At 59.9% G+C, this 10758-nt stretch carries 10 protein-coding genes; 7 read left to right on the top strand and 3 right to left on the bottom strand.

Annotated features, from left to right (window positions below; genetic code table 11):
* The 6 genes from pstA to AC1DH9_RS19245 all read left to right on the top strand — a co-directional run.
* The coding region (pstA, locus tag AC1DH9_RS19270) for a phosphate ABC transporter permease PstA (RefSeq protein ID WP_477808596.1) at window positions 1-1645 on the top strand (1645 nt) is incomplete at its 5' end.
* Between the two features lie 145 nt (window positions 1646-1790).
* Window positions 1791-2624: a phosphate ABC transporter ATP-binding protein PstB gene (gene pstB, locus AC1DH9_RS19265; protein WP_054594761.1), complete on the top strand. Its 834-nt coding sequence runs from the start codon at window positions 1791-1793 to the stop codon at window positions 2622-2624.
* Window positions 2625-2698: 74 nt separating this feature from the next.
* Window positions 2699-3460, top strand: a complete 762-nt coding sequence (gene phoU / locus AC1DH9_RS19260; RefSeq protein WP_054594760.1) for a phosphate signaling complex protein PhoU — start codon at window positions 2699-2701, stop codon at window positions 3458-3460.
* A gap of 180 nt (window positions 3461-3640) precedes the next feature.
* Window positions 3641-4588 carry a response regulator gene (locus tag AC1DH9_RS19255; RefSeq protein ID WP_477808595.1) on the top strand — a complete coding sequence of 316 codons (948 nt, stop codon included), beginning with the start codon at window positions 3641-3643 and terminating at the stop codon, window positions 4586-4588.
* Window positions 4589-5035: 447 nt separating this feature from the next.
* Window positions 5036-5425 carry a DUF6124 family protein gene (locus tag AC1DH9_RS19250; RefSeq protein ID WP_103314791.1) on the top strand — a complete coding sequence of 130 codons (390 nt, stop codon included), beginning with the start codon at window positions 5036-5038 and terminating at the stop codon, window positions 5423-5425.
* 176 nt (window positions 5426-5601) lie between these two features.
* Complete coding sequence (locus AC1DH9_RS19245) at window positions 5602-6588, top strand: peptidoglycan DD-metalloendopeptidase family protein (protein ID WP_477808594.1); 987 nt, start codon at window positions 5602-5604, stop codon at window positions 6586-6588.
* Window positions 6589-6761: 173 nt separating this feature from the next.
* Here AC1DH9_RS19245 and AC1DH9_RS19240 read toward each other — a convergent pair whose 3' ends face one another.
* The 3 genes from AC1DH9_RS19240 to phoB all read right to left on the bottom strand — a co-directional run bounded on the left by AC1DH9_RS19240 (window position 6762) and on the right by phoB (window position 10284).
* On the bottom strand, window positions 6762-8102 hold the full coding sequence (locus AC1DH9_RS19240) for a hemolysin family protein (protein WP_427546691.1): 1341 nt from the start codon (window positions 8100-8102) through the stop codon (window positions 6762-6764).
* 124 nt (window positions 8103-8226) lie between these two features.
* Entirely contained in the window at window positions 8227-9513 is a 1287-nt protein-coding gene (gene phoR / locus AC1DH9_RS19235) for a phosphate regulon sensor histidine kinase PhoR (RefSeq protein ID WP_427534008.1), read from the bottom strand.
* An 81-nt stretch (window positions 9514-9594) separates the two neighbouring features.
* The gene (gene phoB / locus AC1DH9_RS19230) at window positions 9595-10284 is read right to left on the bottom strand and encodes a phosphate regulon transcriptional regulator PhoB (protein ID WP_477808593.1); all 690 of its coding nucleotides are present in this window, start codon (window positions 10282-10284) and stop codon (window positions 9595-9597) included.
* A 151-nt stretch (window positions 10285-10435) separates the two neighbouring features.
* Here phoB and AC1DH9_RS19225 point away from each other — a divergent pair.
* Window positions 10436-10758: COG4315 family predicted lipoprotein (locus tag AC1DH9_RS19225; protein ID WP_477808592.1), on the top strand; the 323-nt coding region annotated here is incomplete at its 3' end.

The raw sequence follows: 10758 nt of genomic DNA, 5'->3' as shown, positions 1-10758 counted from the left end.
GTTCAAGAGCGGCGCCCCCGGCGTCTGGATCAGCGGTGGCGCGGTGTCCATYGCGGTCATCATGACCATTGGTTTGCTGGCGGTGATTGCCGTGCGCGGTCTGGGSCACTTCTGGCCGGCRGATCTGATSCACGCCAGTTACRACGTGCCGGGCCAGGCCAACCATGTCGTCATCGGCGAAGTGGTGCAGAAGGAAGAAGTACCGCGTGAGCGTCTGAAAACCGCGGGTTTGCCAGTGCCGGATCAAGGCCCGGAATTCATGACCCGCGAGCTGATCAAGGTCGGTAACCGTGATATCAACGGCAACGACTTCACCTGGATCGTCGGCGAGTGGCTGACCGACCAGAGTACGCCGCGCGAGCTGATGACCATCGAGCGCCGTGAGTGGGGCAATTTCTACGGCTACCTGCTCAACGTCAAACAGGACGGCAAGGTCATCGCTGAAGGCGAAGCGGCCTGGCCGGAGCTGCAAGCGCGGGTGGACCGCGTCAACAAGCTCGCGGCACAACTCAAAAGCCTCGAAAAAACCGACATCGGCGCGATCAACGCAGGCCTTGAGCGCATTCGTCTACATGGCCGCAAGCTGGAGCTTGAAGGCAAGCTCGATCCGACCGCGCAAGCCGACATGGACACTGAGCGCGCTGAGCTGAACGCTCGTTATAAAGACGTCGAGGCACGCCTGAGCGACCTGCACACGCAGTTCAACCGCGACAGCCTGACCGCTCGCGATGCCAACGGCAAAGAAGTCGAAATCGGCATCGGCAAAGTGGTTCATGCCTACCAGCCGAACGCCATGAGCTACCTGACCAAGCTGGGTTTCTACTTCAACAAGGTCTGGGAGTTCCTCAGCGACGACCCGCGTGAAGCCAACACCGAAGGCGGGATCTTCCCGGCGATCTTCGGCACCGTGATGATGACCCTGATCATGGCGATGATCGTCACCCCGTTCGGCGTACTGGCAGCGGTCTACCTGCGTGAATATGCACGCCAGGGGCCGATGACCCGGTTGATCCGCATTGCGGTGAACAACCTGGCGGGCGTTCCGGCGATCGTTTACGGCGTGTTCGGTCTGGGCTTCTTCGTTTACGTACTTGGCGGCTCGGTGGACCGTTTGTTCTTCCCTGAAGCCTTGCCGGCGCCGACGTTCGGTACGCCGGGCCTGCTCTGGGCCTCGCTGACCCTGGCGCTGCTGGCGGTGCCGGTGGTGATCGTGGCCACTGAAGAAGGCCTGGCGCGGATTCCTCGCACCGTGCGTGAAGGCTCGTTGGCCCTCGGCGCGACCAAGGCTGAAACCTTGTGGAAGATCGTGCTGCCAATGGCCAGCCCGGCGATGATGACCGGGATGATCCTCGCCGTGGCTCGCGCCGCGGGTGAAGTGGCGCCGCTGATGCTCGTGGGTGTGGTGAAACTGGCGCCGTCGCTGCCGGTGGACGGCAACTACCCGTACCTGCACCTCGATCAGAAAATCATGCACCTGGGCTTCCATATTTATGACGTCGGCTTCCAGAGCCCGAACGTCGAAGCCGCACGGCCGCTGGTGTACGCCACGGCGCTGTTGCTGGTGCTGGTGATCGCGACGCTCAACCTGTCTGCAGTGTGGATTCGTAACCACCTGCGCGAGAAATACAAAGCGCTGGATAGCTGATTTCATGCAGCACTGATTTTTCTGTGGGAGCGAGCCTGCTCGCGATGGCATCTCTGCGGTTTCAGACTTGAACCGCGTTGCCCGAATCGCGAGCAGGCTCGCTCCCACACAACCGAACCGAATTTGTTAGCACAGGGAGTTTCCCATGCAGCACGAAACACACACCCACGGCATCAACATGTCGGCCCTGGGTCGCGACAAACAGAGCCTGAACCTGGCACAGGAAACCGTGGCCATCGAAGTGCCGAGCCTGAGCCTGTTCTACGGCGACAAACAAGCGCTGTTCGACGTCAGCATGAACATTCCCAAGCAGCGCGTGACCGCGTTCATCGGCCCGTCCGGCTGCGGCAAGTCAACGCTGCTGCGCACCTTCAACCGGATGAACGATCTGGTCGATGGCTGCCGCGTCGAAGGCGAGATCAACCTGTACGGCAACAACATCTACCGCAAGGGCGAAGACGTGGCCGAACTGCGTCGTCGCGTCGGCATGGTGTTCCAGAAGCCAAACCCGTTCCCGAAAACCATCTATGAAAACGTGGTCTACGGCCTGCGTATTCAGGGCATCAACAAAAAGCGCGTACTCGACGAAGCCGTCGAATGGGCGTTGAAAGGCGCGGCACTCTGGGATGAAGTGAAAGACCGTCTGCACGAGTCGGCCCTGGGCTTGTCCGGTGGTCAACAGCAACGTCTGGTGATCGCTCGTACCATCGCGGTCGAGCCGGAAGTGCTGCTGCTCGACGAACCGTGTTCGGCACTCGACCCGATCTCGACGCTGAAAGTCGAAGAGCTGATCTACGAACTGAAATCCAAGTTCACCATTGTCATCGTGACCCACAACATGCAACAGGCCGCGCGGGTTTCCGACTACACGGCGTTCATGTACATGGGCAAACTGGTGGAATTCGGCGACACCGATACCCTGTTCACCAATCCGGCGAAGAAGCAGACCGAAGACTACATCACCGGTCGTTACGGCTAGGATGCCGCTAGCGTTGTTCGCTTAACCATCGCTGCGGTAGACCGCACCTTACCGGACGCTCCAAGGACGCCAACATGATTAGCAAAGAAGGCCTTACCCACCACATCTCCCAGCAGTTCAACGCTGAGCTTGAGGAAGTGCGCAGCCACCTCCTGGCCATGGGCGGGCTGGTCGAGAAACAGGTCAATGACGCGGTCACTGCATTGATCGAAGCGGACTCGGGCCTGGCCCAGCAAGTGCGTGAGATCGACGACCAGATCAACCAGATGGAACGCAATATCGACGAAGAATGCCTGCGCATTCTGGCCCGTCGCCAGCCGGCTGCATCGGACTTGCGGTTGATCATCAGCATCTCCAAGTCGGTCATCGACCTGGAACGCATCGGCGACGAAGCGACCAAAATCGCCCGCCGTGCCATCCAGCTGTGCGAAGAAGGCGAAGCCCCGCGCGGTTACGTCGAAGTTCGGCACATCGGCGACCAGGTGCGCAACATGGTTCGCGACGCACTGGATGCCTTCGCCCGCTTCGACGCCGAGCTGGCGCTGTCGGTGGCCCAGTACGACAAGGTCATCGACCGTGAATACAAGACCGCGCTGCGCGAGCTGGCGACCTACATGATGGAAGACCCGCGTTCGATCACGCGGGTCTTGAGCATCATTTGGGTGCTGCGTTCGCTGGAGCGGATTGGCGACCATGCCCGCAATATTTCCGAGCTGGTGATTTACCTGGTGCGCGGTACCGATGTCCGTCACCTGGGCCTCAAGCGCATGAAGGAAGAAGTTGAAGGCACAAGTGCCGAAAGCGCTAATGTTCCGGGCAAAGCTGACGATAAGTAAGATTGCCCAAGTAAAGCGCCCGGCCTTGTGGTCGGGCGTTTTTGTTTGTGTGGCTTTCGAATTGAAACGCCGAATGAAAAAGCAGCACCCGCGAACGAAAAGTCCCGGCGTGACTGAAGAGTTTTGGCAAAGTGCCATCAGCCAGCGTTATGCTTGCCGGGATTTCTATAGGGGTGTTGGATGAGCAAGATCAGTGTGTTGGTCGTGGACGATGCGTCGTTTATTCGCGACCTGGTAAAGAAGTGCCTGCGCAACTACTTCCCGGGTATCCGGACCGAAGATGCCGTCAACGGCAAAAAGGCCCAGGCCATGCTGGCCAAGGAAGCATTCGACCTGGTCCTGTGCGACTGGGAAATGCCGGAAATGTCTGGCCTCGAACTGCTCACCTGGTGCCGTGAGCAGGACAATCTCAAGAGCATGCCGTTTGTCATGGTTACCAGCCGTGGCGAYAARGAAAACGTGGTYCAGGCGATCCAGGCYGGSGTTTCYGGCTAYGTCAGCAARCCRTTCACCAACGAGCAGCTGTTGACCAAGGTCAAGCAGGCSYTGAACAAGGTCGGCAAACTCGACACCTTGATGAACAGCGCACCCACCAAGATGAATTCGGCGTTCGGCAACGACTCCCTCAGCGCGCTCACGGGCGGCAAGGCTGCGGTCGTCGCCCCTGCAGCGGCTGCGGTCAATCCGTTCGCCAAGCCCGCCGCCACACCGGCTGCCGCTGCCGCGCCTTCTCGCGGTMTGCTCAACAGCCCGCCGGTCAAGGCACCAGCGGCGTCCGCGGCCCCGGCCGGTGGTCGTGGCCAAGGTCAACTGCGCTTGCCCAGTGGTACTCAGCCATGCGTCATCAAAGCGTTGAGCATCAAGGAAGCCTTGTTGGTGGTTAAGCGCACCGACACCCTGCCGCAAGTGCTCGACAGCGCCGTGCTCGACCTGGAGCAGGGCGACAACGCCGAAGTCGCCCGCCTGAACGGCTACCTGCACGCCATCGTCGCCCACGAGCCGAAACCCGACAGCGACTGGCTGCAACTGACCTTCCGCTTCGTCGACCAGGACGCACAAAAGCTCGACTACATCTCCCGCCTGATCGCCCGCGGCACGGCGCAGAAGCATTTCGTACCGGGCGCGTAAGTACAGCGTCGCTGATTAGATCGCCATCGCGAGCAGGCTCGCTCCCACAGGGAACCGCAWTCCAGTGTGGGAGCGAGCCTGCTCGCGATGGGGTCATCGAACTCAGTGCATCTCTCCCTGACGCGCTCATTGAGCGTTCCCAACTCCTAGGACATTTCCTTCAAGTTGTAGCGGTGTTCGGTAACTATCCCGGCCAGTGGTTCGCGGCTAGTCTCACCTTGTCACCAAAAAACGGTGACACGGACGTGCAAGTCCGGCGGGGTACACAATGGGTTATGGCAATTCATCGAGCGTTTTTCTATGCTCGCGAATCGTTATGGCTGCTGTGTATGGGAGACCTTCGGGTCTGCCGGGTAACTCCGCCGGTCTTGCACACCTATGCACAGCTGCCACCTCTTTCGAAGTGCAAGCGAAACAGGGTCAGCTCCATATTGCGGAGTTTCACCTATGTTTAAGCCGACACCAAATCCACCAGAAGACCCAGCAACTTCCCCCTACGAATCCATCGATTCGAAAAAACTCCACGAAGCCGCCGAACGCGCCCTCGACCACCATCTGGGCACGCCCCCACCCAAGATCCACCTGGCCGACGCTCGCAAAGGCCAACTCTTCATCGTCGCCCCAGACGTCGACACCGACAGCCTCCTGGCCAACGCCTCTGAAGACATCGCCTCCATCAAAGCCATCGCCGGCGACCTCGCCTTCGAAATCGAAGGCTCCCGCCGCAACGTCGCCCTCGCCATCTACCGCATGGCCGAAGGCGCCCAACTGCTGATCGACCGCGCCATGGACAACCTCGACCCACCGAACCCAACGGAGTACCGGGTCAAGATGTAGCTGATCGTTCCCGCGCTCCGGCGTGGGAACGCCTCTCCGGACGCTCTGCGTCCAGTTCGACGGTGACGCAGAGCATCACTGGCTGCATTCCCACGCAGAGCATGGGAACGATCGAAAACCGAAATGCGGGATATCGAACTGGCACGTGCCAGATTGCAGGAAATAGGTTGAACACCATGACCGAACGTCAGATTCAAACCGAGCGTTTCACCAGTGTCTGGGATGCGCTGGAAGACACTCCACAACAAGCGGCCAACATGCGCCTGCGTTCCAGGCTGATGCAGGAACTGTACAAAACCATTCGTGCCTGGGAGTTGCCGCAAAAGGACGCGGCCAAAAAATCCACCAGCGTGACGGGTGTGGTCTCGTACAGTGACCGCCCATCCCATGGCGCGCGGATCTTTGTGTTCCGCGACCGCATGGACGAGCACCTTGAGCGCCAGGTACTTCTGGATATCAAGAAGCAGAGGGACACGCACAGTGTGTTTGTGCGCAACGATTTGTATGCGCCGGTAGAGGTCGAGCTGAGTTTCACCGGGCTGAAGAATGTCAGCGGTGCGCCGGCACAGCCGATCCGCCGGGTGTTGCCGGCGCGCAGCACCGTGCRTCTGGCGCTGCTCACGGCGATTACGCCCGGCAAGCCGCTGGCCTATACCCCGGCGTTCAACTATTCCCTGGGCAACCCCACAGACACCACGCTGGCCTATCGGTATCCGCTGCCGTGGCGTGGAGGCCCGTTCCACCTGACTCAGGGCCCTAATGGCCGATATAGCCATTTTGGGGTCAAGAACCGTTATGCCATGGACATCGCCATGCCTGAAGGCACACCGATCATCGCAGCGCGTGGCGGGGTGGTGGTGAAAACCGAAAACAACCAGAGCGGACGCGGCACCGACCCGTCGGGCAATTTCGTGCGGGTGTTGCACGATGACGGGACCATGGGCGTGTACCTGCACCTCAAGCGCGGTTCGGTGTGTGTGCGGGAGGGGCAGCGGGTGGCGGTCGGCAGTGCGTTGGGGTTATCGGGCAATACCGGTAACAGCAGCGGGCCGCACCTGCACTTCGTGGTGCAGCGCAATAGCGGTTTGGGGCTGGTGTCGATTCCGTACCAGTTCAACCAACCGGTGGGCAGCTTGCCGAACTTTGCGCTCGGCAAACAATAATCCAGGTCACTGCGATCAACCGTGGCGAGGGAGCTTGCTCCCGCTGGACGGCGAAGCCGTCCCCAAACAGATCAGCTCGGTGTGTCAGGACGAGTGCTATTGCAGGGTTCGGGGCCGCTACGCGACCCAGCGGGAGCAAGCTCCCTCGCCACAACAGCGGGCTCGCGCAGGGTTCAATCGAGCATCAGCACCTTGGCCAAAATGATCTTCGGGCCTTTCATCTTTTTGATGATGATCCGCAAACCTTCGACTTCCAGCACTTCTTCCTCTTCCGGCACCCGTTTCAGGGTTTCGTAGACCAGCCCGGCGAGGGTTTCCGCTTCGACGTGGTCCAGATCGATGCCCAGCAGGCGTTCGACCTTGAACAGAGGTGTGTCACCGCGCACCAGCAATTTGCCCGGCTGGTAGGCGAGGATCCCGCGTTCGGCCTTGCGGTGTTCGTCCTGGATGTCGCCGACCAGCACTTCCAGCACGTCTTCCATGGTCAGGTAGCCGATGACGTTGCCGTCGGCTTCTTCAACCAGGGCGAAGTGTGAACCGCCCTTGCGGAACTGCTCCAGCAACTGCGACAACGGCATGTGCCGCGATACGCGTTCCAGCGGGCGGGTCAGCTCGGCCAGGTTGAACGATTCGGGAATGTGGTCCAGCGCCGCCAGTTCCAGCAGCAAGTCCTTGATGTGCAACAGGCCGACGAACTCCTGGCGTTCGCTGTCGTACACCGGGTAGCGGCTGAATTTGTGACGACGGAACAGCGCGAGAATTTCCTTGAGCGGCGCGTTGAACTCCAGCGTCACCAGGTCTTCCCGGGAGTTGGCCCAATCGACGACTTCCAGCTCGCCCATTTCCACGGCCGAGGCGAGTACGCGCATGCCTTGGTCGCTCGGGTCCTGGCCGCGGCTGGAGTGCAGGATCAGTTTCAGTTCTTCACGGCTGTAATGGTGCTCGTGATGAGGGCCGGGTTCACCTTGGCCAGCAAACCGCAGGATCGTGTTGGCGCTGGCGTTAAGCAGGTAAATGGCCGGGTACATCGCCCAGTAAAACAGGTACAGCGGCACCGCCGTCCACAGCGACAGCAGCTCGGGTTTGCGGATGGCCCAGGATTTGGGGGCCAGTTCGCCGACCACGATGTGCAGGTAGGAAATGATAAAGAAGGCGGTGAAGAACGACACACCCTTGACCACTTCCGGCGAGTTGACGCCGACCGCGTCCAGCAACGGTTCTAGAATGTGCGCGAACGCCGGTTCACCGACCCAGCCAAGGCCCAGGGATGCGAGGGTGATACCCAATTGGCAAGCGGACAGGTAAGCGTCGAGCTTGCTGTGTACGGTGCGCAGGATATGCCCGCGCCAGCCGTGTTTATCCGCGATGGCCTCGACCCGGGTCGAGCGCAGTTTGACCATGGCAAATTCCGCCGCAACGAAAAAGCCGTTGAGCAAAACCAGGATCATTGCAAAAAGAATCATGCCGAAATCGGCGAAGAGTGAAGCGAGGGTCACGCCAGGGGAAGGGTCCATGATGGAGTTTTGCGGGTTCCGTATATTCGAAAAGAAAGGGGATTGCCGAGCCTGAAAGGCAGGCCCAAGTCAGCCAATGTAGCGGCTGACAGGGCGATTGCCTAGTGTTCAGTCAACGTTCGCGCTAGTCGGTCAACGAGTTGACCCGCGATTTTGTGACCTGTGCGGGCGCGAAATGGCAGGTGAACGTGCTGCCATGGCCGAGCACGCTGCTGATCTCCATTCGCGCACGATGACGTAACAAAACGTGTTTGACGATGGCCAGGCCCAGCCCGGTGCCGCCGGTATTGGAGTTGCGGCTGGAGTCGACGCGGTAGAAGCGCTCGGTCAGGCGCGGCAGGTGTTTGTTGTCGATGCCGATTCCCGAGTCCTGCACGCTGAGGTGCGCACCTTGTTCGTCACCCCACCAGCGGATGCGGATGTTGCCGCCGTCCGGAGTGTATTTGACGGCGTTGAACACCAGGTTCGAGAACGCGCTGCGCAACTCGGCTTCACTGCCCTTGAGCATGATCGATGGATCGGCTTCAAGGGTGATGTGCTGGTTGCGCTGCCCGGACAGCGCCTGGGCGTCACTCTTGATCGATTGCAGCAGGTTGTCGATCGGCACCGGCTGGTTGTCCGACGGGTAATCGGTGGCTTCGAGCTTGGCCAACAGCAGCAAGTCGTTGAGCAGTGTCTGCATGCGTCCGCCCTGTTGCTGCATTTGCTGCAACGCGCGGCTCCAGCGCGGATTCACCTCTTCGACGTTATCGAGCAGGGTTTCCAGATAGCCGCAGATGACCGTCAACGGCGTGCGCAGTTCGTGGGAGACGTTGGCGATGAAGTCTTTACGCATTTGTTCAAGCTGATGAATGCGGGTGACGTCGCGCACCAGCATCAGGTGTTCGTTGTTGCCGTAACGGGTGATGTACAGCTGGATCCGCATCCGATCGTTGGTCGGCGAAGGGATTTCCAGCGGCTCGGCGTAGTTGTCCTGCTCAAAGTATTCCTTGAAGCGCGGATGACGCACCAGATTGGTCACCGGCTGACCGCTGTCTTGCGGGGTCTTGAGGCCCAGCAGGGTTTCGGCGGCGCGGTTCCACCATTCCAGGTTGCCGTCGCTGTCGAGCATGATCACCGCGTCTTTCAACGCTGCAGTGGACTCCTGAACCCGGTCGATTACCGCTTGCAGGCGTCCGCGCACGCGCTGATCGCGCCGTTGCAGGTGGTAGATGCTGTCGAACACTTCGCCCCACAGGCCATAACCATCGGGTGGTGGTTCGTCGGGCTTTTGCAGGCGCAGCCACTCGTGCAGGCGCAGCAATTGCTTGAGGGTCCAGGCCAGGTAAATGCCCAGGCCTGCGGCCAGGCTCCAGCCGTAGTAGCCAGTAATCAGGCCGATCACCAGACAGCCGGTGACCAGTAACAGCATGTGGCGGATCAGAGTGCCATGCCAGTTTTGGTTCACTTAAACTTGCGTCCTTGTCAGCGTGTCGAGCAGGTAAGGGCCGGCTCAGGCCTTGGTAGAAAACCGGTAGCCGGTGCCACGCACGGTTTGTACCAGATTCTCGTAGGCATCGYCGAGTGCTTTGCGCAAACGGCGGATGTGCACGTCGACAGTGCGCTCTTCGACATACACGTTGCCGCCCCAGACCTGATCGAGCAATTGCCCGCGAGTGTAGGCGCGTTCCTGATGGGTCATGAAAAATTGCAGCAAGCGGTATTCGGTCGGGCCCATCTCGGCGGGTTTACCGTCGATGGTCACGCGGTGGCTGATCGGGTCCAGCAGCAGGCCGCCGACTTCGATCGGCGCTTCGCCGTCGGTAGGACCGGCACGACGCAGTACGGCCTTCAGGCGCGCAACCAGCTCGCGTGGGGAAAACGGTTTGGTGATGTAGTCATCGGCGCCGACTTCCAGGCCCTGGATCTTGTTGTCTTCTTCGCCCTTGGCGGTGAGCATGATGATCGGGATGTCCCCGGTCAGTTCATCGCGCTTGAGACGTCGGGCCAACTCGATGCCTGACGTGCCGGGCAGCATCCAGTCGAGCAGGATCAGGTCCGGTTTACGGTCGACGATAATGGCGTGGGCCTGCTGGGAGTTTTCGGCCTCCATGCAGTCATAGCCGGCCATTTCCAACGCAACGGCGATCATTTCGCGAATGGGCGCTTCGTCGTCGACGATCAGAATGCTCCTGCCAACCATGCCTTAATCCTCTTGTCATTTAACTGTCTTGCGCCGCATTAGATAACGGAATTATTGCAGTCGTGTGACAGTATTTTAGTCGTGCGGCAAGCAGCGCAATCCTGAACTACGCTTTAAATCCAGATCCTGACAACCACAAAGGAAGGTTTCTATGACTCACTACGCTCAATCGTTCAAAGCCCTGATGTTGGCCGCTGCCCTGGCATTACCGGCAATGGCCTTCGCCGCTGATCCAGCGACGGAGAAGGGTGGCATGCTGGTCGATAGCAAGGGCATGACCTTGTATACCTTTGCCAAGGATGCTGCTGGCAAGTCCATGTGCAATGACGCGTGCGCTGCCAACTGGCCACCGCTGGCGGCTACCGCCATGGACAAGTCCAAGGGCGACTGGACAGTGATCAAACGCGCCGACGGCAAGATGCAATGGGCTTACTACGGCAAGCCGCTGTACACCTTTGTGAAGGACAAGAAGGC

It is taken from the genome of Pseudomonas sp. 05T35 (genome assembly GCF_056396605.1).
Note: the sequence above shows the minus strand (reverse complement) of the source record. Positions and strands in the feature narration are given on the sequence as shown.